At 69.8% G+C, this 23,685-nt stretch carries 18 protein-coding genes; 11 read left to right on the forward strand and 7 right to left on the reverse strand.

All coding sequences use genetic code 11. The annotated features are described in order from the left end of the window. Positions 1-12: 12 nt before the first annotated feature. Complete coding sequence (gene pulA, locus ACIGXP_RS30260) at positions 13-5,379, reverse strand: pullulanase-type alpha-1,6-glucosidase (protein WP_399773678.1); 5,367 nt, start codon at positions 5,377-5,379, stop codon at positions 13-15. A 260-nt stretch (positions 5,380-5,639) separates the two neighbouring features. Further along, positions 5,640-7,022: an alpha-amylase family protein gene (locus ACIGXP_RS30265; protein ID WP_399773681.1), complete on the reverse strand. Its 1,383-nt coding sequence runs from the start codon at positions 7,020-7,022 to the stop codon at positions 5,640-5,642. A gap of 206 nt (positions 7,023-7,228) precedes the next feature. Here ACIGXP_RS30265 and ACIGXP_RS30270 point away from each other — a divergent pair, with 206 nt between their 5' ends. Then, a complete protein-coding gene (locus ACIGXP_RS30270) occupies positions 7,229-7,978 on the forward strand; it encodes a BTAD domain-containing putative transcriptional regulator (RefSeq protein ID WP_363216817.1) in 750 nt (249 codons plus the stop codon). A 55-nt stretch (positions 7,979-8,033) separates the two neighbouring features. Here ACIGXP_RS30270 and ACIGXP_RS30275 read toward each other — a convergent pair whose 3' ends face one another. Continuing rightward, positions 8,034-8,234 (reverse strand): hypothetical protein, encoded by a 201-nt coding sequence (locus ACIGXP_RS30275; RefSeq protein ID WP_363216818.1) that lies wholly within the window; start codon positions 8,232-8,234, stop codon positions 8,034-8,036. A 165-nt stretch (positions 8,235-8,399) separates the two neighbouring features. Between ACIGXP_RS30275 and ACIGXP_RS30280 the strand changes: the two genes are divergently transcribed. The 10 genes from ACIGXP_RS30280 to ACIGXP_RS30325 all read left to right on the forward strand — a co-directional run bounded on the left by ACIGXP_RS30280 (position 8,400) and on the right by ACIGXP_RS30325 (position 19,072). After that, a complete protein-coding gene (locus ACIGXP_RS30280; protein WP_399773684.1) occupies positions 8,400-8,927 on the forward strand; it encodes a MauE/DoxX family redox-associated membrane protein in 528 nt (175 codons plus the stop codon). Positions 8,928-8,996: 69 nt separating this feature from the next. Then, positions 8,997-9,533 (forward strand): redoxin domain-containing protein, encoded by a 537-nt coding sequence (locus tag ACIGXP_RS30285; RefSeq protein WP_399773686.1) that lies wholly within the window; start codon positions 8,997-8,999, stop codon positions 9,531-9,533. Further along, positions 9,530-11,332, forward strand: coding sequence for an ABC transporter ATP-binding protein (locus ACIGXP_RS30290; RefSeq protein ID WP_399773689.1), 1,803 nt, complete (start codon positions 9,530-9,532; stop codon positions 11,330-11,332). Before ACIGXP_RS30285 ends, ACIGXP_RS30290 begins: the two co-directional genes overlap by 4 nt. Next, the gene (locus tag ACIGXP_RS30295) at positions 11,329-11,787 is read left to right on the forward strand and encodes a S26 family signal peptidase (protein WP_399773692.1); all 459 of its coding nucleotides are present in this window, start codon (positions 11,329-11,331) and stop codon (positions 11,785-11,787) included. The genes ACIGXP_RS30290 and ACIGXP_RS30295 overlap by 4 nt, the downstream gene beginning before the upstream one ends. A gap of 168 nt (positions 11,788-11,955) precedes the next feature. Then, positions 11,956-13,245 carry an extracellular solute-binding protein gene (locus ACIGXP_RS30300; protein WP_363216824.1) on the forward strand — a complete coding sequence of 430 codons (1,290 nt, stop codon included), beginning with the start codon at positions 11,956-11,958 and terminating at the stop codon, positions 13,243-13,245. A gap of 140 nt (positions 13,246-13,385) precedes the next feature. Further along, a complete protein-coding gene (locus ACIGXP_RS30305) occupies positions 13,386-14,390 on the forward strand; it encodes a carbohydrate ABC transporter permease (RefSeq protein ID WP_399773695.1) in 1,005 nt (334 codons plus the stop codon). 12 nt (positions 14,391-14,402) lie between these two features. Further along, positions 14,403-15,311 carry a sugar ABC transporter permease gene (locus ACIGXP_RS30310; protein WP_399773698.1) on the forward strand — a complete coding sequence of 303 codons (909 nt, stop codon included), beginning with the start codon at positions 14,403-14,405 and terminating at the stop codon, positions 15,309-15,311. A 62-nt stretch (positions 15,312-15,373) separates the two neighbouring features. After that, on the forward strand, positions 15,374-17,038 hold the full coding sequence (locus ACIGXP_RS30315) for a glycoside hydrolase family 13 protein (protein WP_399773700.1): 1,665 nt from the start codon (positions 15,374-15,376) through the stop codon (positions 17,036-17,038). Between the two features lie 25 nt (positions 17,039-17,063). After that, entirely contained in the window at positions 17,064-18,098 is a 1,035-nt protein-coding gene (locus ACIGXP_RS30320) for a LacI family DNA-binding transcriptional regulator (protein WP_363216828.1), read from the forward strand. Positions 18,099-18,166: 68 nt separating this feature from the next. After that, positions 18,167-19,072 (forward strand): phosphatase PAP2 family protein, encoded by a 906-nt coding sequence (locus tag ACIGXP_RS30325; RefSeq protein WP_399773703.1) that lies wholly within the window; start codon positions 18,167-18,169, stop codon positions 19,070-19,072. Between the two features lie 19 nt (positions 19,073-19,091). Here ACIGXP_RS30325 and ACIGXP_RS30330 read toward each other — a convergent pair whose 3' ends face one another. Genes ACIGXP_RS30330 through ACIGXP_RS30345 form a run of 4 tightly spaced genes read right to left on the reverse strand, consistent with a single transcriptional unit; the run spans position 19,092 to position 23,671 of the window. Next, positions 19,092-19,886: an SDR family oxidoreductase gene (locus ACIGXP_RS30330; RefSeq protein WP_399773705.1), complete on the reverse strand. Its 795-nt coding sequence runs from the start codon at positions 19,884-19,886 to the stop codon at positions 19,092-19,094. Further along, the gene (locus ACIGXP_RS30335) at positions 19,879-21,117 is read right to left on the reverse strand and encodes an MFS transporter (RefSeq protein WP_363216831.1); all 1,239 of its coding nucleotides are present in this window, start codon (positions 21,115-21,117) and stop codon (positions 19,879-19,881) included. Before ACIGXP_RS30335 ends, ACIGXP_RS30330 begins: the two co-directional genes overlap by 8 nt. Then, positions 21,117-22,835 carry a thiamine pyrophosphate-binding protein gene (locus tag ACIGXP_RS30340; protein ID WP_399773708.1) on the reverse strand — a complete coding sequence of 573 codons (1,719 nt, stop codon included), beginning with the start codon at positions 22,833-22,835 and terminating at the stop codon, positions 21,117-21,119. Before ACIGXP_RS30340 ends, ACIGXP_RS30335 begins: the two co-directional genes overlap by 1 nt. Then, on the reverse strand, positions 22,835-23,671 hold the full coding sequence (locus tag ACIGXP_RS30345; RefSeq protein ID WP_399773711.1) for a phytanoyl-CoA dioxygenase family protein: 837 nt from the start codon (positions 23,669-23,671) through the stop codon (positions 22,835-22,837). The genes ACIGXP_RS30340 and ACIGXP_RS30345 overlap by 1 nt, the downstream gene beginning before the upstream one ends. Positions 23,672-23,685: the final 14 nt, after the last annotated feature.

The following is a 23,685-nucleotide window of genomic DNA, read 5'->3' on the forward strand; positions in this document are numbered from 1 at the left end:
CCCCGGGACGACCTAGTCCGCCACCCGTTCGAACACCGCCACGGTCCGCGCCGGGACGGTGAACGTGCCCGAGCCGGCCGCGTAGGCGGAGGTCTTCACCACCGGGTCGGCACCCTTCGCCTGCACCGGGTGCAGCCGGTAGCCGGTGCCGGCGAGGGCGCCGATCGTCTGCTCCTGCTGCTGCGGGGTGGCGTTGAAGACCACGACGAGGTCACCGAGCCGCATGGTGACGACACCCGGCGTCTCGTCCTTGCCGGACAGCGGGAAGGACAGCTCGTCCTGCACCCGTGCGGCCGTGCCCAGCGAGAACGCCTTCTCCGTCGTACGGATCCTCAGCAGGTCCCGGTAGGCGGCGGAGGCCCCGGTGATCTGCTCGCAGCCCACCTCGACCGTACTCAGCAACGGCCGGGCGTAGTCCCACTTGGACTGGTTGTCGGCCGCCGGGGGCAGTCCGCGCCCGAAGCCGTTGCCGTCGGCGCAGTTCCAGTGGATGGCGTTGAACCAGTCCCCGCTGTCGAAGGAGTTGCGGTCCAGCGACTTGGAGCGCAGCAGGTCGGTGCCCGCCTGGGACAGGGACGGCCCCTGCGAGAGGCCGGCCGTGGCCATCGCCAGGACCTGCATCCGGGCCCGGTCGGACGCGGAGGTGTCCTTCGGGAGCTTGTAGGTGAGCGCGTCGAACAGCGACTCGTTGTCGTGCGCGTCCGCATAGGCGAGGGCGTCGCCGGGTGCGTCGGCGTATCCGGCGGGCGAGCCGTTGTAGTCGATCTCCGCTCCCGTGACCTCCTTGCCGTCCGTGTCCGTGAAGTGGTACTTGGCGAGGTTGCCGGTCAGGCCGACCTTGATGAGGTCCTGGTAGTGCAGGAGGCGCGCCTTCTGCTCCTCCTTCGAGCCGTTGGCGGTGGTGGAGTTGGGGTCGGTGTACAGCCCGGAGGCGAAGCCCTGGACGCCGGGGTCGGAGTCGAAGGGGCTGCCGCCGCGCACGGCGTCACGGGCGCGGTCGGAGAAGGTGGCGATACCGGTGCCGGCCATGTTCTTCTGCGTGGCCTGCACGAACCGGGCGTCGTTGGCGACCTCCCCGAAGTTCCAGCCCTCGCCGTACAGGATGATCTTCTTGCCGTCGACGCCGTCCTTCTGCGGCGTCAGCGCGTCCAGGGCCTTCCTGACCGCCAGGATGTTGGCCTTCGGGTGGTGGCCCATGAGGTCGAAGCGGAACCCGTCGACCTTGTACTCCTTGGCCCAGGTGACGATCGAGTCCACGACCAGCTTGCCCATCATCGCGTTCTCCGGCGCGGTGTTGGCACAGCACGTGCTGTTGGCCACCGACCCGTCGGCGAGGAGGCGCTGGTAGTAGCCCGGCACGATCTTGTCCAGCACGCTGGCGTCCGCCTGGCCGCCGGCCGCCGTGTGGTTGTAGACGACGTCCATGACGACCCGCAGGCCGTCCTCGTTCAGGCCCTGGACCATCCTGCGGAACTCGACCGTACGGGCCGTGCCGTCCGGGTCGGTGGCGTACGAGCCCTCGGGGACCGTGTAGTGGTACGGGTCGTAGCCCCAGTTGTAGGCGTCCTTCGCGGCCGTCTTCGCCACGCACTCCTGCTGCTTGTCGGAGTCGGCGGGGTAGGAGGCGAGGTCGCAGCCGGGGCTCGCCTGGTCGGCCTTCTTCTCGGGGACGGTGGCGAAGTCGAAGGCGGGCAGCAGGTGGACGTACGACGTCCCGGACTTCGCCAGCGCGCGCAGGTGCTTGGAGCCGTCGCTGTCCTTGTCGGTGAAGGCCAGGTAGGTGCCCGGGTGCTTCGAGGTGCGGTCCTCGACGGAGAAGTCCCGGATGTGCAGCTCCTGGATCTGCGCGTCCTTCAGCGGTACGGCCTTCGGCTTGCGCAGGGCCGACCAGCCGCTCGGGGCGAGGGACCTGTCGTCCAGGTCGACGACGAGGCTGCGCTCGGAGTCGGCGGTGAGCGCGAGGGAGTAGGGGTCGGTGACCTTGTTGGTGACCGTCTTGCGGACGCTGGGCGCCCAGACCTTCACGACGTACCGGTAGGACTTGCCCTTCCAGGACGCCGGGCCGGTGACGGACCAGACGCCGGTGGTGTCGTTCCGGTGCATGGCGTGGACCGAGCCGTCCAGCTCCAGTGCGACGCTCTGCGCGGTCGGCGCCCACACGGAGAGCGTCGGCTTCCCGTCGTGGAAGACCGGCCCGAGCGCGGCCCGGGTGGCGCCGGGGTAGAGGTCGTCCAGCACGCCCGCGACCTGCACGCCGGTCGCGGCCAGCACGGCACCGTTCGCCGCCCGCTGCGAGGCCACCAGCTGGCCCTTCAGCGCCGCGCGCACCCGGTCGCGGTCACGTGGGTCGACGGACCAGGCGGTGTAGTCCTTCAGGTGCGGGAACTTCGCCTTCTGGGCATCGGTCAGCTGAGTCCTGCCCAACCGGATCCAGCGCTCGTCGTCGCTGGTCAGCGCCCCGTCCTTGACGGTGATCGAGCCGTCGTGGCTGTACAGCAGCTGGGTGGAGGCGGCGCCGTCCACGCCGTTCCAGGCGAGCGTGTTCCGGTCGATCCAGATCGCCTTGGAGGTGCTCAGGTCGAGGGCGGCGGCGCTGCCCGCCGGCTGTGGCAGCAGGTACTGCTCCTGGCCGTTCAACAGCCACACCTCATGGCCGCCGGCCTTGAGGTCCAGGGACTGGTCGGCCGGGAGATCCTTGTCGTCGCCCTTGTGGACGATGTAGCTGAGGCTGGTGGCACCCTCGGTGAGCGGCACCTCGAAGACCGCGCCATAGGCATCAGTCTTCACCGGCTTCAGCGGGGCCGACCAGTCGGTGGGGTGCGCGGCACCCGTCCAGACGTGCAGACCCCAGCCGTCGTAGTCGCCGTCGGCGCGGTGGTAGTGGATGACGGCCTTGGTCTTGTCCTGCGCGGGATGGTCGGGCTGCTGCGTCAGTACGTCCGTCTTCCCCTGCTCGACCCACACCTCACCCGTCCGGGTGACGTCGATGCTCCGGTCGGCGGAGACGTCCTTGTTCCCGTCCTTGTCGACGACCAGGAAGCCGACGTCGGACGCGCCGGGCTTGAGCTTGACCCAGGCGAAGGCGCCGTAGGCGTCCCGGCCGGTGAAGGGGTGGCCGGCCGGCCAGTTCGTGGCCTCGCCGTCGGCGATGTCGCCCCAGGCGTACAGGCCCCAGTCGGCGTAGTCGCCGTCGGTGCGCTTGTAGTGGACGATCGCGTAGTCGCGCGAGGAGGCCGTGGGGGTACCGGGCGCGGGCGGGGTGCCGGAGGTGCTGCTCGCCGTGGTGCTCGCGGTGTGCCCGGCCGAGTCGATCACGACGGCCTTGTAGCGCAGCGTGGTCCCGGCCGGGATGTCCTTGCCGAGGGTCTGGGTGACCTTGTACGGGGCGTGGTCGGCGGAGCCGAGGACCTGCCACTTGGCGTCGCCGGCCTGGGCGGCGAAGACGACCCGGTTCAGCTGACCACCGTCGACGTCGGCGCCGATCTGCACCGTGCCGGTGGCTCCGGCGGCCGGGGCCTTCAGGGTGACGGCCGGTGGTGCGGCGGGCTTGCCGAGCGGGCCGGTGGCCTTGTAGACGACGGCGGACTCGGCCGGGACGGTGACGGTGACCTTGTGGTCGCCGTCGGACCGCACCGAGCCGGAGGCGCCGTAGATGCCCTGGTACGCCATGCCGGCGGACCCGGTGGCGAAACTCGCGGTCTGCGCGGTGCCCGCGTTGTTGAGGGCGACGACGTACTCCTGCCCGGACGCGGCGTCCGTACGGGTGAAGGCGTAGACCCCGGCGCCGTCGGCCGCGTAGCGCTCGGTCTGGACTCCGTCGGTCAGGGCCGGGTTGGCCGTGCGCAGCCTGGCGAGCGCGGCGATCTGCCGGTACAGGGGCGCCGAGGTGTCGTAGGAGTCGTCGGCGTGGGTGCGGTCGGTGCCGATCTCGTCGTCTTCGAGGTAGTCGGGGACCTTGGAGGCGAACATGGTCTGGCGGGCGTCCTTGTCGCCGCCGGAGCCGGTGAAGCCCTGCTCGTCGCCGTAGTAGACGACCGGGTTGCCGCGGCTGAGGAACATCAGCTCGTTGGCCAGCTCGTCCTTCTTGAGGATCTCGGCGTCGGTGGCCTTCGGGTTGTCCTGCTTCAGGAAGTACCCGATGCGGCCCATGTCGTGGTTGCCGAGGAAGGTGACCTGCTCGTACGCGTTGGCCTTGTCGGTCGTGTACTTGTAGTCGTCGCCGAAGACACCCGCGAGCTTCTGCGCGCTGCCGCCCTGGGAGGCGTAGGCGCGGGCGGCGTCCTGGAAGGGGAAGTCGAGGGTGGCGTCGAGGCGGCCCTGGGTGACGTACGGGGAGGTGATCGAGGTGTCTGCGGAGTAGACCTCGCCGAACATGAAGAAGTTCTTGCGGCCGTGGGCCGCCGCGCAGGTGTCCAGCGCGGTCGCCCACTGCGTCCAGAACGGCAGGTCGACATGCTTGACGGTGTCGATCCGGAAGCCGTCGACGGCGAAGTCCTCGACCCACCGCTCGTAGATCTTCTCCATGCCGTGCACGACCTCGGGACGCTCGGTCCACAGGTCGTCCAGGCCCGAGAAGTCACCGTAGGTCGTGGACTCGCCGGAGTACGTCGAGTCGCCCCGGTTGTGGTACATCGTCGGGTCGTTGAGCCACGCCGGGACCTTGGACCGGCTCGTGACCCTCGGGGTGTACGGGAAGGAGTCGCGGGAGACGGCCGGGAACTTGCTGGTGCCGTCCGCGTGGTCGGCGTCGTCGAAGGGCCGGCCGTCCTTGGTCAGGTAGGGGAAGGCGCCCTTGGAGAGGTAGTCGGAGGACTTCTCCTCGTGGTCCACGACGTCGGCGGTGTGGTTGGTGATGACGTCGAAGAAGACCTTCATGCCCTTGGCATGCGCCTTGGAGATGAGGGTCTTGAGGTCCTTGCCGGTGCCGAAGTGGGGGTCGACCTGGGTGAAGTCGGTGATCCAGTACCCGTGGTAGCCGGCGGAGGCATTGGCTCCGGTGCCCTGCACGGGGCGGTTCTTGAAGATGGGGGCCATCCAGATGGCAGTGGTGCCGAGGCCCTTGATGTAGTCCAGCCGCTTGGTCAGACCCTTGAGATCGCCGCCCTGGTAGAAGCCCTTGTCGGTGGGGTCGTAGCCGGTGCTGAGTCGCGAACCGGTGAGTCCGCCCTCGTCGTTGGCCTTGTCCCCGTTGGCGAAACGGTCCGGCATGACGAAGTAGAACTGCTCGTGGGTGTCGCCGTGCCGTGCGGGCTGGGCGGCGAGGGCCGCGTCCGAGGGGGGCGCGGGCGGGCCGGCCGCGTGGGCGGCCAGTGGCTGGATCAGTGCGGCGGCGAGGGCTACGGCGGCGACGGCCGCGGCCCGTCTCGCTCTCGGTATCACAGGCGGTAACTCCTAGCGAATGCGGCTCTCTTGGGTCCGACCCGGCGCGACCGTATCGCTGCCGAAAGCTTTACAGCAACAGTCTTGAAACTCATAGCAAGAAGTTTCAACGTCAACCTTGACGCTTGCTCCGCGACTGCCGCAAAGGGACTCCGCGGGCAGGGTGACCCGGGAGTCGAAGGCCAACAGGTCGACGACGACCACGTCGGCCCTCTCGCTGAACAACTCCGGCTACGCGGCGAGTGACACGGGGCAGCAGCTCAGCAGCTCGGCTTCCCCGCATAGATCGCCAGCGCCGTGTCGGCGCCCAGGGTGGCGGTGAACTGTCCGCTGGAGTTCACCGTCACCGTCGTGTTGTTCTGCACGTTGCAGTACGTGCCCGCGGGCAGTGACGTCTGGTACGTCCTGGTCTGGCTGCCGGACTCGTGGTTGATCGCCACATAGCCCTTGGTGCCGCGGCCGAAGGCGATCCAGTTGTTGCCGTTGTCCCACCAGTTGGTGACCGACTGGCCGCGGGTCGCATTGCGGAAGGCGACCATCGACTTGATCTCCGGCCACGCGTGCTGGCACTTCCAGCCGTCCTGCCAGCAGGCGTTGACCGTGCCGCCGTTGGGCGGGCCGGCGTCCGCGTCGGACCACTCGTAGCCGGAGTTGATGTCCGGGGCGCCGTAGGGCCACGCGAGCATGAAGACGTTCGCCAGGGTGTAGTCGGCGCCGTCCTTGTAGTTCAACGTGCTGCCGTTGCGCTCCGTGTCGTGGTTGTCCACGAAGACGCCGGCGACCGAGCTGTTCAGGTAGCCCCAGCCCTCGCCGAAGTTGTTCAGATAGGCCAGCTTCTCGTTGGTGAGGACGCGCTTGAGGTCGTAGGCGTAGCGGAACTCCTGGACGTCCCCGTTGCCGGTGTACTCGGAGGGCTGGACCGCCTCGTTCGCGCCGTAGATGACCTCCTGCTTCCAGTAGACGGAGGGGTTGGCCAGACGGGACTTGATGTTCGCCAGGTCCTCGGCGGGGATGTGTTTGGCCGCGTCGATGCGGAAGCCGTCGGCACCCAGGGAGAGCAGGTCGTTCATGTAGCCGGCGATGGTCTTGCGGACGTACTCCTCGCCGGTGTCCAGGTCGGCCAGGCCGACGAGTTCGCAGTGCTGGACGTTCCAGCGGTCCTGGTAGTTGCTGACCTGGGAGGTGCAGTCGTCGAAGTCCGGGAACGAGTACAGGCCCGGATAGTCGTACTTCGTGTACGTCGAGCCGCCGGTGCCGGTGCCGCTGCCCGCCGACATGTGGTTGACGACGGTGTCGACGACGACCTTCAGGCCGGCCGCGTGACAGGTGTCGATCATGTTCTTGAACGCGGTGCGGTCGCCGAGGCGGCCGGCGATCCGGTACGACACCGGCTGGTACGAGGTCCACCACTGCGAGCCCTGTATGTGCTCGGCGGGCGGCGAGACCTGGACATAGCCGTAGCCGGCGGGGCCGAGGGTGCGGGTGCACTCGCGGGCCACCGAGGCGTAGTTCCATTCGAAGAGGACGGCGGTGACGTCCTTCGTGCCGGGCGGAGAGGCCTCGGCGGCACCGGTGGGGACGGTGAGGGGGACCGCCAGGCCGGCCACGAGGGCGAGCGTGGCGGCCAGGGTCTTTCTGGCCATGTGTGCTCCTGCACTTCGTTGTGCGGGTGGGGGGAGTTTGACTGATCAACGACCAACGGGTGGCGTGAACCTAACTGTTGCACCAACGTTTCAGCAAGATGCAGAAAGAAATTCCAACAAGCGTCTTGACGAGGGCAGTTCGCCCGTCACAGGCTCCACAGGATCAACGCTCGCGCGTGCGGGCGGGCGGGGAGAGGGGGACTTCCATGGCCGAAGGGTTTCGCATACTGGGCCGTGTGCGGCTGGGCGGGGATCCGGCCGGGGTGCGGGGCGTCAAACCGCGTGCCCTGCTGGTGACCCTGCTGCTGCACGCCGGGCGCCGCGTCTCGCTCGATGTGCTCCAGGAGGCCCTGTGGGACGGGGAGCCGCCGCGTTCCGCCGTGGCCAACATCCGTACGCACGCCAGCGCCCTGCGCTCGGCGCTGGGCGGCACCGCGAGGCTGGCCGCGGGCGACGGCGGCTACGCGCTGGAGGCGCCCGCCGAGGCCTGCGACCACCTGCGCTTCCTGGACCTGGCGGGTGCGGGGCGGGCCGCGCTGCTCGCGGGGGACGCCGACCGGGCGACGCGGCTGCTCGCGGCGGCGCTCCTGCTGTGGGACGGCGACCGCGCGGCCGTCGGGGTGCCACGCGTCGGTCCGCTTCTCGGTGCGCTCGGGCATCTGGACGAGGAGCGGATGCGGGCGGTGGAGGACCTGGCCGAGGCCCATCTGCGGGTCGGCGAGCCGCGCGCGGCACTGCGTGATCTGACCGGTCTGCTGTCCTCGGCGCCCCTGCGCGGCCGGGGCTGGGCGCTGCGGATGCGGGCCCATCACCGGCTGGGCGAGGTGGGCGGTGTCCTGGAGGCGTACCGCAGCGCGTGCGCGGTCTACCGGGCGGAGCTGGGCATCGCGCCCGGTCGTGAACTGGCGGACGTGTATGCCGAGTTGATGGGCGGGCGGCTGCCGAGGAGCGCGTGACGCCCCGCTCCCCGGGGCGGGAGCGGGGCGCGGACTCAGCGCGGGCGCCGTCGGGTCAGGAGCTGCAGCACTTGCCGGTGTTGGTCCAGCTGGTGCAGCTGCCGGTGCTGTCCCAGCACTGGCGGGTGTACTTCGCCTGGTAGGCCGGGTACGACGAACAGCCGCCCGCGCACTTGGTGTCGGTCCACCAGGTGGCGTCGGCCGTGACCTTCGGCGCGAGCTTGTTCACGAGCGCGTCCGCGATTCGCTGAAACAACGGATACCCCTTTTCCTTTCACTGCCGGCCGCCCGTCGCGACCGATTCCACCGGCACATTACGAGGGCCGGATACAGGTCGCCTTCCACCGCCGATGTAGGTCCGCGTGTATGCCCCCTGTACATCCGGCTCCTACGCTGGGCCGTCGTCTTCACGGAAGGGGGAATGAGCGTGTGGTACACGGCGGTACTGTGCCGGGTCCTGCTCGGTTTTGTCTTTGCCGCGTCGGCGTTCGCGAAACTGCGCCGTCGAGCCGCGTTCGCCGGGTTCACAAAGGGGCTGGCGGCCATGCGGGTGGTTCCGGAGCGGGGCCTGCGGGAACTCGCCGGCGTCGTGGCCGTGACCGAGGCGGTGGTGCCGGTGCTGCTGCTCGCGCCGGGCACGGCACGGCTCGGCCTCGGGCTCGCGGTGCTGCTGCTGAGTGCGTTCACGCTGGCCGTGGGGGTGGTGCTGCGCCGCGGGACGGTGGCGTCCTGCCCCTGCTTCGGGGCTGCGCAGGCGCCGTTCGGGGTGCGTCACGTCGTCCGCAACACCGTGTTGACGGGCGTCGCGGCGGCGGGGCTGGCGACGGTCGGCGGCGGGGCGTCCGGGCAGGGTTCCGGGGTGCTGCTCGCGGTGCTCGCCGGGGCGGTTCTGGCGACCCTGGTCATTCGCCTCGACGACCTCGTAGCCCTTTTCCGCCTGTCTGGCTGATTCCTGCCGAGTTGATTCCTGCCGCATTGATTCCTGCCGCATTGATTCCGTCATTCAGGAGATTTTTCCGTGTCGATTCTCGCCGCCGCCGTGACGTTCGCGATCGGTTTGGGCCTGCTGAATCTGGTGCTCGCCTACGGCATCATCCGCAGACTCCGGTCCGACGCACGGAATTCACCCCCGGCCGCATTTCCGGTGACCGATGCCGACAGCCTGGGCGCGACAGCCGAGGAGTTCAGCGTGCGCCTGGAGGACGGCCGGGAGATATCCCGGGACACGGTGGCGGACGACACCCTCGTGGCCTTCTTCGCGCCGGGCTGCGGCCCCTGCACGGAGTTGCTGCCGCACTTCGTGGAGACCGTGGCGCACTCCGGCCGCCCTGCGGAGGAGGTCCTGGCCGTGGTCGTACCGGGCAAGGAGGACTCCGCGCCGTACACCTCGGCGCTGGGAGAGGTGGCGACGGTGCTGACGGGGGACGACGCGCGCACGGTGGAAGCCGCGTTCGGAGTGAGTGCGTACCCGGTGGTGTGCCGGGTGGAGGCCGGCGGCCGGCTCACGGCCCTCGCCCGCGACCTGCGTGAACTGAAGGCGCCGGTGGGCGTATGAGCACCCGGGGCAAGGACCGGGGCCGCGCCGTCGGCCTGCGCGCCGTCGCCGGTCTCGCCGTGCGCGCCGCCCCCGTCCCGCTGGCCGGCATCGTGCTGGCCGCGCTGCCGGCTGCCGGACTTCCGGTGGCCGCGGCATGGCTGACCCGGCAGGTGCTGGACCTGGTGGCCGTCGCCCGGCACGGAGCTGCCGCGGACGTCATGGGCCCCGCCGCCGGGCTGGCCGCCGTGGCCGTGGCCGTCGCGGTGCTGCCGCACGCCGAGCGGTTTCTCTGCGGGGAGCTGGGCCGCCGGGTGGGGCTCGCGGCCCAGGACCGGCTGTATGCCCGGGTGAACGGCTTCACCGGGCTCGCCCCGTTCGAGGATCCGGGGCGGCTGGACCGGCTGCGGCTGGCCGAGCAGTGCGGTCAGGACACTCCGGTGCAGATCGTCTCGGCGGCGGTGTCGCTGGGGCAGGCCGGGACGAGCGTCGCGGGTTTCCTGGTGTCGCTGTGGCTGATGAGCCCGTGGCTGGCGGTGCTCGTCCTGCTCGGCGCGCTGCCCGCCCTCGCGGCCGAGCTGCGGCTGGCGCGTGCCTGGTCCGAGGTCATGCTGCACACGACCCCTCTGGAGCGCCGGGAGTCGTTCTACGCGCATCTGCTGGGCAGCGTGGAGGCGGCGAAGGAGATCCGGCTGTTCGGCATCGGCGGGCTGCTGCGGGAGCGGATGCGCCGGGACCGTACGGCGATCAACGCGACCCGGCGCCGGATGGAACTGCGCACGGCGGCGGCGCAGGCCGGGCCGGCGGCCGTGTCGGCGGGGATCGCGGCGGCGGGTCTGGTCTGGGCGGTGCGCGCGGCCGCACGGGGCGAGCTGACGGTCGGCGACCTGGCGGTGCTCACCTCGGCGATCGCCGCCGTGCAGGGCGGGCTGAGCGGCATCGCCGCCTCCGCCGCCGTGACGCGTCAGCATCTGCTGCTGTTCGAGCACTACCTCGACGTGACGACGGCGCCGCCCGACCTGCCCGTACCCCGTCAGCCCCGCCCCGCGGGCGAGCTGAGCCGCGGCATCGAGCTGCGGGACGTCTGGTTCCGCTACTCGGAGCAGCACGACTGGGTGCTGCGCGGAGTGAGCCTGACCATCCCGTACGGCCGCACGCTGGCGCTCGTCGGGGACAACGGCGCGGGCAAGAGCACCCTGGTCAAGCTGCTGTGCCGCTTCTACGACCCGACCCGGGGCAGCATCCTGTGGGACGGTACCGACCTTCGCGAGCTGGACCCGCGTGAGCTGCGCCGCCGTGTCGGAGCGGTGTTCCAGGACTTCGTGCGGTACGACCTGACGGCCGCCGAGAACATCGCGCTGGGCGCGCCCGAGCGGGCCGGTGAGGTGGTCCGGGCGGCGCGGGCGGCCGGTGTCCACGACACGCTCGCCGCGCTCCCCCACGGCTACGACACCCTGCTGTCGCGGTCCTACGGCGACGGTGAGGAGGCCGGGGTGGAGCTGTCCGGCGGGCAGTGGCAGCGGGTGGCGCTGGCCCGGGCCCTGCTGCGGGAGGATCCCGATCTGCTGATCCTGGACGAGCCGGCCTCGGGGCTGGATCCGCAGGCCGAGTACGAGATCCAGGAGGCTCTGCGGCTGCACCGGCGGGGCCGGACGAGCCTGCTGATCTCGCACCGGCTGGGCACGGCACGGGATGCGGACCTGATCGTGGTGCTGCGGGACGGGACGGTCGTGGAGTCGGGCGGGCACGCGGAGCTGGTCGCGGCGGGCGGCCGGTACGCGGGGCTGTTCCGCCGGCAGGCCGAGGGGTATGTGCGGTGATCGCGCTGCTGCTCGTCGCCGCAGTGGCCGGTGGCGTGCTGTGGATCCGGCGCCGGATGGTGGTGATCACCGTCAGGGGCGTGAGCATGCGGCCGACGCTGCGGGCCGGCGATGTGCTGATCGGGCGCCGGACGCGCGCGGGCCGGCTGCGGTCGGGGCAGATCGTGGTGGTCGAGATGCCCGACCCCGGGGCCGACTGGAAGAGCTGGAGCTGGCCGGACCGGGCCTCCCACTTCATGATCAAGCGGCTCGCCGCCGTGCCCGGCGAGGCGGTGCCGGCCGCCGCGCGGGACCGGCTCGGTGCGCGCACCGTACCGGCCGGATCCGTGGTGGTGCTGGGCGACAACCTGCAAGAGAGCGTGGACTCCCGGGAGATCGGTTACTTCCCGGTGGAACGGGTGGTCGGAGTGGCGGTGCGCACGTATCGCAGCAGTCCGGAGGACATGCGGGGGTAACGGGGACGTCACGCTTGCAGGATCTTGCGGAAATTTCCTTGCAACATCTTTCGCAAGGACTTGCAGCCTTGCTACGTTCCTCCCGCGCCCGGCGGCCGTCGATTGGGACAGACGGCACCCGCGGTCTTCCCAAGGGATGATCCGGGCAACCCTCTTCTAGGAGTTCATATGCGACGTGGCATATCGATCGCCGCCGCGGTCACCGTGGTCGCCCTGGCCGCCACCGCCTGCGGCGGCTCGGACGACAACGCCAACGGCAAGCCGAAGGACCCCAAGGACGTCTCGGGCACGATCACCTACTGGGACACCTCCGACGCGGCGACCGAAGCCCCGACGTACCAGGCCCTGATCAAGCAGTTCGAGGCCAAGTACCCGAAGATCAAGGTGAACTACCAGAGCGTCCCGTTCACCGACGTCGAGCAGAAGTTCAAGTCGGCCGCCAAGAGCGGCAAGGGCGCCCCGGACGTGGTGCGCACCGACGTGGGCCTGATGGCCGAATACGCCTCGCTGGGCTACATCGCCCCGCTCGACGGCACCCCCGCGCTGCAGAACACCTCCGACTTCAGCACGGGCGCGATGAACACGGCCAAGATCAACGGCAAGACCTACGGCGTCCCGTCGGTCACCGACACGCTCGCCCTGCTGTACAACAAGGACCTGTTCAAGAAGGCCGGCATCGCCAAGCCGCCGGCCACCTGGGACGAGTTCATCGCCGACGCCAAGACGATCAAGAAGAAGACCGGCGCGTACGGCACCTACGTCAACCCGGACTCGTACTTCCTGCTGCCGCTGCTGTACGGCAACGGCGCCGACCTGGCCGACACGTCGGCGAAGAAGATCACCATCAGCGACAGCAACGCCGTCGCCGCGCTGAACACCGCGAAGAAGGTCTACGACGAGGCGTCGATGAAGGTCGACTTCGCGAACGCCTACCAGAACATGCAGACCGCCTTCAAGAACGGCAAGGTGGCCATGCTGATCCAGGGCCCGTGGTCCGTCAGCGACGACCTGACCGGCTCGGCGTTCAAGGGCAAGGAGGCCAACCTCGGCTACGCGCCCGTCCCGGCCGGCGCCGGCGGCAAGGCCCAGGCCCCCACCGGCGGTCACAACCTCGCCGTCTACCAGGGCTCCGGCAACCTGGACGCCAGCTACCTCTTCACGCAGTTCATGACGTCCACCCAGAGCCAGATCACCATCGCGGAGAAGACCGGCACCCTGCCGACCCGCAAGTCGGCCTACACCTCCGCGGTCACCTCCGACGCCAAGATCGCCGGCTTCAAGCCGATCCTGGAGCAGACCGCCCGTCCGCGCGTCGCGCTCCCCCAGGTCGGTTCGCTGTTCACGCCGCTGCAGCAGAACTACGTGAAGATCCTGCAGGGCGACGCGTCGGTGAAGTCCGGTCTGGACGCCACCGCCAAGCAGTTCCAGACGCTCCTGCCCGGCTACTCCATCGGCTGACCTGAACGGTCGGTAGCCGCACCGTAACCGAAGGACACGCAGCCCCGGGGAACGTTCTTTCCCCGCTGCCGCCCCGACCGGGGCTCCCCGGGGCTGCGGAACCACCCCACCTTTGCCGCGAACGAGCCGATAAAGAGTCGATGAGGATGAGCACCGCAGCGAGCACGGCACAGACCGACAAGACAGCGCGGGACGACAGGTCCACGCGCCCCGCACGCGTTTCACGCCTGAGGCGGTCCTGGGACAAGTACTGGTACGCCTGGGCGATGGTGACCCCGGTCGCCGTGGTGATCGCCGTGCTGGTCCTGTATCCGCTGGGGTACGGCTTCTACCAGTCGCTGACGGACGCCAACGAGGCGAACGTCGCCACCACCATCGGCGCCTTCCACCGGCCCGCGACATACGGCTTCGTCGGCCTCGACAACTACTGGCACGTCCTGTCGGGCGCGGACGGCGACTTCTACCCGCGCCTGGTGTGGACGGTCGTGTGGACGGTCTCCTGTGTCGCGCTGCAGGTCGGCATCGGCATGGGCCTCGCCGTGCTGCTCAACCGCAAGATGCGGCTGCGCGGCCTCTACCGGGCGATGCTGATCCTGCCCTGGGCGGTCCCGTCGTTCATCGGCGTCTTCGCCTGGCGGCTGATGCTGAACGCCCAGTTCGGTGTGTTCAACGAGATCATCACCGCGGTCGGCCTGCCCGCCCAGAACTGGCTGGGCACCCCGCTCGCCCAGAAGGTCGCCGTGATCATGGTGAACGTCTGGATCGGCATTCCCTTCAACATGGTCGCCGTGCTCGGCGGCCTGCAGTCGATCCCCAAGGAGCTGTACGAGGCCGCCGAGATGGACGGCGCCTCGCCCTGGCAGCGGTTCGTCAACGTCACCCTGCCCGGTCTGCGCCCGGTGTCCAACACCGTGATCCTGCTGGGCTGCATCTGGACGTTCAACATGTTCAACGTCATCTACCTGCTGCTGGGCAACAACACCACCGGCGACACTGACATCCTCGTCACCTTCGCCTTCCGCAAGGCCTTCACCGGCATCTCGGACTACTCGGGAGCGGCGACCTACGGGATCATCATCCTCGCCCTCCTGCTGGCCTTCTCGACCTTCTACCGCCGCAGCACCCTGAAGTCCGAGCAGGCGTAAGGAGCAACCGCCATGACCGCAGCGACCCACGAGACCCCCGCGACCGCTCCCGCCGCCACCCGTTCCCCGGCCGCTCCCTCCCGCAAGGTGCGCGGACGTGAGGAGCGCGGCCTGGCGGCGTCGATCGCCCTGCACGCCACCCTCATCCTGGCCACGGTCATCGCGGCCTTCCCGGTGGTGTGGATCCTGTTCATCTCGCTCGGCCCCAAGAACGCCTGGCAGCAGCCGAGCGAGGTGCTCAAGGACCTCAGCCTCCACAACTACAGTGACGTCCTGGCCCATTCGGACCTGCCGAAGTGGTTCCTGAACACCGTCGTCGTGGCCGGCGGCACCACCGCCCTCGGTGTCTTCCTGGCGGCGACCGCCGGGTACGCGGTGTCCCGGATGAGGTTCCCGGGCAGCCGACAGCTGATGTGGACCTTCCTGGTCACCCAGATGTTCCCCAGTATCGTGCTGATCGTGCCGCTGTATCTGCTTCTGTCCGAGTTGGACCTGCTCGACAACTACCTCGGTCTGATCCTGGCGTACGCGACCACGGCGGTGCCCTTCTGCGCCTGGATGATGAAGGGCTACTTCGACACCATCCCCAAGGAGATCGACGAGGCGGGCCGGGTGGACGGCCTCACCCCGTTCGGCACCTTCTGGCGGCTGATCGTGCCGCTGGCCAAGCCGGGCCTCGCGGTGACCGCGTTCTACAGCTTCCTCACCGCCTGGGGCGAGGTCGCCTACGCCACGCAGTTCATGCAGTCCGACCACTACACGCTCGCCGTCGGCATCCGCACCTTCGCACAGGACCAGCGGCCCGACTGGGCGTGGACCTCGGCCACCGCGATCATCATCACCATCCCGGCGGCCCTCGTGTTCATGCTCGTGCAGCGCAGCCTGGTCTCCGGACTGACCGCCGGCGGCACCAAGTCCTGACCGCCCGGCCCGGCACCCCGCACGCTTCTTCGTCGTTCCCCCCGCATCACGTAAGGGAATCCATGACCCAGCACGTCACCGACGCAGTCCCCACCGACGCCTCCTCCGCCGCCTCCGGGCGCCGGGAGTGGTGGCGCGACGCGGTCATCTACCAGGTCTACCCGCGCAGCTTCGCCGACGGCAACGGCGACGGCATGGGCGACCTGCCCGGCATCCGCTCCCGGCTGCCGTACCTGAAGCGGCTGGGTGTGGACGCCGTGTGGCTGTCGCCGTTCTACGCCTCCCCGCAGGCCGACGCGGGTTACGACGTCGCCGACTACCGGGCCGTCGACCCGATGTTCGGCACCCTGACCGACGCCGACGACCTGGTGCGCGACGCCCATGCGCTGGGTCTGAAGGTGATCGTCGACGTGGTGCCCAACCACTGCTCCGACCAGCACGAGTGGTTCAAGCAGGCGCTGCGCGAGGGTCCCGGTTCACCGCTGAGGGAGCGGTTCCACTTCCGGCCGGGCAAGGGAGCGCACGGCGAACTGCCACCGAACGACTGGGAGTCGATCTTCGGCGGCCCGGCCTGGACCCGGGTCACCGAGCCGGACGGCGCCCCCGGTGAGTGGTACCTGCACCTGTTCGCCCCGCAGCAGCCCGACTTCAACTGGGACCACCCGGCCGTGCACGACGAGTTCCGCTCCATCCTGCGGTTCTGGCTGGACCTCGGCATCGACGGCTTCCGCATCGACGTGGCACACGGCCTGGTCAAGGCGGCCGGGCTGCCGGACATCGGCCGGGACGAGCAGGTCAAGCTGCTCGGCACCGAGGCCGTGCCGTACTTCGACCAGGACGGCGTGCACGAGATCTACCGGGGCTGGCGGCGGATCCTCGACGAGTACGACGACGAGCGGATCGCCGTCGCCGAGGCGTGGACGCCCACGGTCGAGCGCAGCGCGCTGTACATCCGGCCCGACGAGCTCCACCAGGCCTTCAACTTCTCCTACCTGACCACCGGCTGGAACGCGGCGGATCTGCGCGACGTCATCGACCGCTCGCTCAGCGCCATGAACTCGGTGCACGCGCCCGCGACCTGGGTGCTGTCCAACCACGACGTGGTACGGCACTCCACGCGCCTCGCGGAAGGGGACGAGGCGCGTGGTCTGCGCCGGGCCCGGGCGGCGACCCTGCTGATGCTGGCGCTGCCCGGCTCGGCGTACCTCTACCAGGGCGAGGAACTGGGCCTGCCCGAGGTGGTCGACCTGCCCGACGAGGTGCGCCAGGACCCCGCGTTCTTCCGCAGCTCGGGCCAGGACGGCACACGCGACGGCTGCCGGGTGCCGCTGCCGTGGTCGGGCGAGGCGCCGCCGTTCGGCTTCGGTCCCGTCGAGGGCGGCCCGAGCTGGCTGCCGCAGCCCGAGGCGTGGAAGGACCTGACGGTCGCGGCGCAGGACGGCGACCCCACCTCCACCCTGGAGTTCTACCGCAGCGCGCTGGCCGTGCGCCGCGAGCACCCGGCGCTCGGCGCCGGCCGCCAGGTGACCTGGCTGGACACGCCGGACGGTGTGCTGGCCTTCCGCCGCGACACCGCCGACGGCTCGTTCGTCTGCATGGTCAACCTCACCGCCGCCCCGGTCTCCGTGACCACTCCCGGCACGCTGTTGCTCGCCAGCGCCGATGTCGAACCCGGTCCGGCGCGCACCGAGATCCCCGCGGATTGCGCCGTCTGGTGGGCAGTCTGAGATGCGACCGGTACAGTCCAATCCTGTGACCACACGGCTTGCCGACATCGCTGCGCAGGCGGGGGTGAGCGAAGCGACCGTCAGCCGGGTCCTCAACGGGAAACCGGGCGTCGCCGCCACCACCCGCCAGTCCGTGCTCGCCGCGCTGGACGTGCTGGGCTACGAGCGCCCGGTGCGGCTGCGGCAGCGCAGCGAGGGACTGGTCGGGCTGATCACTCCGGAGCTGGAGAACCCGATATTCCCGGCGCTGGCCCAGGTCATCGGCCAGGCACTGACCCGCCAGGGCTACACCCCGGTGCTCGCCACCCAGACCCCGGGCGGGTCGACCGAGGACGAGCTGACCGAGATGCTCGTGGACCGCGGGGTCGCCGGGATCATCTACGTCTCCGGGCTGCACGCGGACACCACCGCCGATATGCAGCGCTATGAGCGGCTGCGGGCGCAGGGCGTGCCGTTCGTGCTGGTGGACGGCTTCTCGCCGAAGGTGCAGGCGCCGTTCATCTCCCCCGACGACCGGGCCGCGATGACGCTCGCGGTGACGCATCTGGTCTCGCTCGGGCACACCCGGATCGGGCTCGCCCTCGGGCCGAAGCGGTTCGTGCCGGTGCAGCGCAAGATCGAGGGCTTCGTGCGGGCCGTGCAGGACCAGTTGGGGCTCGCCGCCGAGACGATCGAGACCGAGCTGATCCAGCATTCGCTGTACACCCTGGAGGGTGGTCAGGCGGCGGCCACGGCGCTGATCGAGCGGGACTGCACGGCCGTGGTGTGCGCCAGCGACATGATGGCGCTCGGTGCCATACGGGCGGCCCGGCAGCGCGGTCTGGAGGTGCCCCGGGACGTGTCGGTGGTGGGCTTCGACGACTCCCCGCTGATCGCCTTCACCGATCCGCCGCTGACCACCGTCCGCAAGCCGGTTCCGGCGATGGGGCAGGCCGCGGTGCGCACGCTGCTGGAGGAGATCGGCGGGACGCCCGCGCCGCACAGCGAGTTCGTTTTCATGCCGGAGTTGGTGGTGCGCGGTTCCACCGCATCGGCACCGCATGTCGTCCGTACGTCGTAGAAGGTGCGCCGCGGACCCGACCTTGGGATGATCGGTCGAGGAAGCCTTTTCTGGCAGACTTGATGGCTATGAGTGACTCGACCGTGACGCAGCCGGAAGGTCGCGAGGAGGTGGCCGTTCCGCAGGCCGTCACGGGCGAGGACGGGCAGGGCGCACGGGGTTTCCCGGGCCGGCTGCGGCGTCCGCGGCGGCCCCGGCTCTGGTTCGAGATCCTTCTGATCGCGGTGAGTTACTGGACGTACTCACTGATCCGCAACGCCGTCCCGGAACAGAAGGGCAAGGCGCTGCGCAACGCCGACTGGATCTGGCGCGCGGAGCACGATCTGGGCATCGCCGTCGAGCAGTCCGTCAACCACGCCATGAACTCGGCGACTTGGCTGATCATCGGCATGAACTACTACTACGCCACCCTGCACTTCATCGTCACGATCGGTGTGCTGGTGTGGCTGTACCGGTGGCATCCGGGGCGTTACGCGGCGGCGCGGCTGGCGCTCTTCGCGACCACCGGTGTGGCCCTCGTCGGTTACTATCTGTTTCCGCTGGCTCCGCCCCGGTTGATGCGCGGCGGGCGCTTCGTGGACACGGTCATGGTCCATCACACCTGGGGCTCGATGGCGTCGGGCGATCTGAAGCACATGTCGAACCAGTACGCGGCGATGCCGTCGATGCACATCGGCTGGTCGCTGTGGTGCGGGCTGACGATCTTCGCGCTGGCGTCCGTGCCGTGGGTGCGGGTGCTGGGCGTGCTGTATCCGGCGACGACCCTGCTGGTGATCGTCGCCACGGCCAATCACTTCTGGCTGGACGCGGTCGGTGGCGTCCTCTGTCTGACCTTCGGTTTCACGGTGGCCCGGCTCTGGTACGGCGCCCTGCCGTACCGGCTGCCGAGGCGGTTTCGGGCTGAGGGCGGGCACGCGGCGGCCCCGGTCCTCGTCCGGGACGACCGCGTGCCCGGCACCTCGACGGGCCGGTGAGGGAAGGCCGGCCCGCGTCTCACACGGCGGCGATCATCCCGCCGTCGCACCGGAACGCGGAGCCGGTGACATAGCCCGCCCGTTCCGAGCACAGGAAGGCCGCCAGTTCTCCCACCTCCTCCGGTGTCCCGTACCGGCCCGCGGGGATGCGGCGCTCCGCCTCCCCGCGGACCTGCTCGGCGGCCACGCCCCGGGCCGTGGCGCGCGCCGCGTCCACCGTCCGCACCCGGGGGGTGTCGATGCGGCCGGGGACGACCGAGTTCACGGTGATCCCGTCGGCGGCGAGGGCGTTCGCCAGCAGCTTCAGATAGGTCTGCACGGCCGCCCGCACCACCGAGGACACCGCCAGCTCGTCGAGCGGGGTGACCACGGAGCTGGAGGAGACGTAGAGCAGCCGGCCCCACCGCCGGGCGCGCATGCCGTCCACGACGGAGTCGACGACCTGCTTCAGGGACAGGAACATCGTGCGGTAGGCGTCGGCGAAGTCCTCCGGCGTCGCCTCGGTGACGGGCCCCGGCCGGTGTCCGGGGCCGTTGAGCACGACCACGTCGAAGGCGCCGCCGCCGGCGGGCCCGTCGCGGTCGCCGTGGGCCCGCAGGGCGTCCCGGATCGTCTCGGGGCGGCCGAGGTCCAGGCCGATGCCGAAGACCGCGGCGTCGGGGAGGGCGCTCCTGAGGTCCCGGGCGGTCCGGGCGGCACGGTCCGGGTCCCGGCTCGCCACGGTCACCCGCGCCCCGTCGGCGGCGAGGCGGCGGGCGATGCCGAGGCCGATGCCCGAGGTGCCGCCCAGGACCAGGGCCGTACGCTCACGCACGGGCCTTCTCCCTCCGGCCGGCGGCGCCCGTGACGGCGAAGAGCAGCACCAGCGCGACCGCGAAGCCCAGGAAGATCAGCACGATGTTCCGGAACCCGGCGATGAACACGCTGTCGAACACGACCAGCAGGACACCGGTGAAGAACATCTTGATGGCGCCCTGGAGCGCGCTGGCGGCTCCGCGGGCGGTCTCCACCGTGGTCATGCTCAGTGTGAGGGTCAGCGGTGCCATCACCCCGCAGGTGAAGCCGAGCGCCACCGAGAACACCCCGATCCGTACCAGGCTGCCGTCGAGGTCCGCGCAGACCGCGGCGACGAAGATCAACACATAGGCGATCAGGCCGGCACCGTAGGTCTTCTTCGCCGGCCATCTCGCCCAGCTGTTGAAGAAGGACCCGGCGACGATGGACACCGAGTACAGGATGTAGAAGAGGCTGTTGACCAGCGGGCTGACGCCGAGCGCGTCGAAGGCGAACGGGGCCGTCGCGTAGTAGGCGATGGTGAAGGAGAAGATCAGCGCGGACGCCACGCTGTACGACGTGAAGTTGACGTTCGCGAGCACGGTCCGGTAGGCCGCCACCCGGCCCGGCTGCCCGGCGGCGCGGGCCGAGGCCGGATGGGTCTCCGGCATCAGGAACGCCACCATCACCAGCCCCAGCACCACGGCCAGCGCGAACAGCAGGAACTGCGCGTGCCAGCCGAAGTGGACCCCGATGAAACTGCCGACCAGCGGGGCCAGCGACGGGGACAGCTGGCTGGCCATCGAGAAGTACGAGAAGGCCTTGCGCAGCTTGTCCCCCTGCTGCAGGGTGTCCACGATCAGCGCACGGGAGATCACCGTGCACGCGGCGGTCCCCAGCGCGGTCAGCACCCGGGAGGCCACCAGCACACCGACGTCGTGGGCGGCATACCCGAGGAAGAGCCCGACCGCGGCGACGCCCAGCCCGCTCGTCAGCGCGATCCTGCGGCCCCGGGCGTCGGAGAGGCTGCCGTAGAAGAACTGCGCCAGGCCGAGCACGATCATGTAGAACACGATCAGGTTCTTCATCGCGCTCTGCCCGACCGACAGGTCCTTCTGGATCAGCGGCAGGGACGGGTTGAAGAAGTCCACCGCCATCAGTCCGATGACCACGCTGAAGAAGGCGAAGAACAGGACCCGGGCCTCGGCGGGCGTGAACCGGGCGGCCGGCCGCTCCTGAGCGCCCGGCTGCGCCTTGGTGTCGGATCGCACTACGCCTCGCTCCCGCTCTTGGCCCGCTCGAACGCCTTCAGGTTCGCCCGGTACGTCCGGGCCGGGGTGGCGGCGTCACGGTCGACGAGGACGTGCAGGACATGGACGCCGTCGACGTCCTTGACCTTCTGCACCACGGTGTCCAGTTCGTCGAGCGAGGTCACCCGGTAGCCGTTCGCGCCCACGGACTCGGCGAACTTCGCCCAGTCGTGTCCCGGGAGCACGCTCAGCTCCGGCAGGTTCTGCTTGTTGTTCATGTAGGTGGCGCCGTAGGAGGAGTTGTCGAAGACCGCGTAGATGATGTTCCGGCGGTAGCGGACGGCCGTCTGGATCTCCATGCCGTTCATCAGGGCGCAGCCGTCGCCCGTGATGACCAGGCAGGGTTCCTCGCGGGCGAAGGAGACCCCGATCGCCGCGCCGAACGCCCAGCCCATCACCCCCATCGAGGTGCTGGAGTGGAAGCCGGCGTCGATGTCGGTGGTCCAGTAGTGCGTGGCGAAGGACCGGTGGTTGCCGGAGTCGACCACGCACACCCGGTCGGACAGCCATCTGTTGAGGATCCGCACGGCGCGCGCCGGATGCGGGGCGTCCGTGGGCTCGTCGGGCACCGGGTCGTGCAGCGGGATGCGGGCGGCGCGGGCGCGCAGGTCGGCGTTGTCCGGGAACACCGGGCCGGCCGCCGCGGCCTCGCGCAGCGACTCGGCCCAGTGCTGCAGAAAGGTCTCCTCGTCACAGACCAGGGTGTCGGAGCCGGGGGCGAAGCAGCCGATGTCCTCCAGGTCCGAGGTCACCTCGACGACGTGCCGTGCGTCGCCGATGCCCGGGTCCCAGCCGTTGGTGTTCCACTGCGAGGGCCGGCAGCCGAGCAGCAGCACCGTCTCGGGGGGCTGCCGGGTGAACAGCTCGATCGCCCGCGGGTTGCCCGAATAGCCGTACACACCCAGGCTGTTGGGGTGGGTCTCGGTGAACGCGCCCTTGGCGTCCACGGTGCAGCCGACGGGGATGCCGTAGGTGTCGGACAGCCCGGTCAGCAGGCGGCGTACGGCCTTCTTGTTCGCGTGCGAGCCGAGCAGGACGGCGACGCTGCGGGAGCCGTTGAGGGCGGACACCACCCGGTCGATCTCCCGGCGGTCGCCGACCACCCGCGGCCTGGACAGCGAGCCGGTGGAGACGGCGGTCTCGGTGGTCTCGGCGGCGAGGACGTCCGCGGCGTACGACAGGTACGCCGGCCGCGACGGCTGCTCGACGAGCTTGCGCAGCGTGCGGTTCCAGTACCGGACGGGGTGCCGGCGGTCTCGCACCTGGAGTGCCGAGCTGGTCACCGGGGTCAGCATGGCGGCGATGTCGAGGCCCGTCGGCGTCACGTCCTGGAGCGCGTCATGGGCGTCGAAGCCGGTCGGTACATGGCCCGACAGGAGCAGTACGGCCGACCGGTCGGCGGCCGCGTTGACGAGCCCGCCCACGGTGTTGGCCACGCCCGGCCCGTCCAGCGCGATCACCACGCCGAACGTCTCGGCGGCCCGGGCGTAGCCGTCGGCCATCATCGCGGCACCGCCCTCGGCGGCGGCGATCACCGGGGAGACGCGCGGGTGGTTCTCCGGTTCGGCGGCACGGTAGTTCGACATGAACCCGTTGATCATCTTGCCGGGGACCATGAAGAACACCGACACGCCCTCGTCCCCGAGGGAGTCGAGGATCACGCGTGCGACGTCGGGCATCAGACGGCTTCCCGTTCCACGGAGGGGTCGGCGAGGTCGGCGAGGCCCCGGTAGCCGAGCCGGTCGTCGAACACCGGCCTGCCGCAGGACTCCTCCACCAGCTGCCGGGTGATGTGCGGCAGATCGGCGAAGAAGTTCTTCGCCCGGTGGTTGGTGTAGTCGGAGATGTGCAGCTTCTGGGTGAGCCGGGCGCGCAGGTACCTCAGGTAGTCCTGCTCGACCGCGTCACCGACGGAGAAGGTCCACTGCAGCGCGAGCCGCGGGACGTCGGTGGGGACCTGCGGGTGGGTGCCGCGGTGGACGCAGCGGTAGTCGAAGACCACGAGGTCTCCGGCCTTGCCGGCGACCGTGTCCTCCGTCGTGTACTCGTGGTGGTTCACGAGGTCCTCGCGCTGTTCGCGACTGAAAAGATGACTGAGCGAGACGATGTCCACCCCGCCGCCCGTGACCGGATCGTTGTCCTGAAGGAATACGTTGAACATCAGGATTGACGGAAAATCACCGGCCTCGTCCACGGGCTTGGAGAGCATGCGGTCGTCGATGTGCCAGCCGACGACCAGTCCCTTGCGCACGGTGAAGTTCGGATAGAGCAGCAGGGGTCCGACTTTCGCGTGCAGATCGGTGACCAGTTCTTCCAGTTTCGGCGAGAAGAACGCGTTTCTGAGTTCCCGGTTTTCCAGGAAGAGGCTCGGCGGCATCGTGTCGCCGACCGTTCCGGACAGTATGTTCTCGGACGCCTCGCGGAGACTGCGGACGGCTTCCGGATCGAGATATCCATCGATCACGCAGTAGCCCTTCTTGGCGAGGTCGTCGAAATGCTGGGACTGGAAAACCATGTCTTTTCCCTTCC

Source organism: Streptomyces sp. NPDC053069 (assembly GCF_044546895.1).
In the GTDB taxonomy this organism is placed as follows: domain Bacteria; phylum Actinomycetota; class Actinomycetes; order Streptomycetales; family Streptomycetaceae; genus Streptomyces.